The organism is Mesorhizobium sp. M0808 (genome assembly GCF_040320025.1).
Taxonomy (GTDB): Bacteria; Pseudomonadota; Alphaproteobacteria; order Rhizobiales; family Rhizobiaceae; genus Mesorhizobium.
Genome location: NZ_JAMYOX010000129.1, coordinates 1 through 734 on the forward strand (window position 1 = coordinate 1; position 734 = coordinate 734).

At 62.3% G+C, this 734-nt stretch carries 2 protein-coding genes; both read left to right on the forward strand.

Annotation, left to right across the window (positions count from 1 at the left end):
- On the forward strand, nt 1–215 hold a 215-nt coding region (locus tag NKI25_RS36290), incomplete at its 5' end, for a hypothetical protein (RefSeq protein WP_353000983.1).
- Between the two features lie 185 nt (nt 216–400).
- Complete coding sequence (locus tag NKI25_RS36295; RefSeq protein WP_353000981.1) at nt 401–667, forward strand: hypothetical protein; 267 nt, start codon at nt 401–403, stop codon at nt 665–667.
- The last annotated feature ends 67 nt before the right edge of the window (nt 668–734 follow it).

Below are 734 nucleotides of genomic sequence, written 5' to 3' on the forward strand. Positions count from 1 at the left end.
AACGTCAGGCCCGCCGGCTCGTGTGCAAGCCGGCGAAGGGAAAGGGAACAGTCATGAAATTCTTGGCTCCCGTCACAAAACTTGCTGCGGGGTTTCGCAAATTCGTCGCGCCGCGCTACCGCCCGGAGCTTTATTACATGCGTGGCCCGGGGCCAGCCACCGCCCGCCGTATGGGCACGCCGCGGCAAAACCAATCCATCGACCACTACGCCTAACTTGCCTCGCGGACGGCTGACGCTCTCGCCCGGAGTGCCATTCGCGCCGTTCCGTACCGGTCAATTCAGATCAATGAAGGGACGATCTGATCATGGTCATAATTCATGCTGCCGCCATTGGTCCATTTCGCAGGTGTTTACGCCTCCGCGCCGAGCGAAAAGCTCGCTTGTCGGCAACGGACCAGTTGAGCCGTTTACCCGATGACGTTCTTGGCGACATCGGCATCTCACGTGACGAAATCATGTGCGCTTTGCGAAGCCGCGCCATCCGTCATGCGGAGGCAGGCGCGGCCGGCACGACGATCGAGCGCACCAGGATCGCTTGGGCCTCGATCCCGAGACGGTTGGCCGCCGGCAGTGGCTACGCCTCGGCCGAGATCCCCTTTGGCTGGTCCGCGAGCGCGCGATCGAGCCTTCTCAGGACCTCGCGTTCGCTCACGCTGACATGCTAATCAAACAGCTGAAAGACGTCTATTTGGATTGCGAGCGGGGAGGCCGCCGGTGCGCTGGGGACGGAAG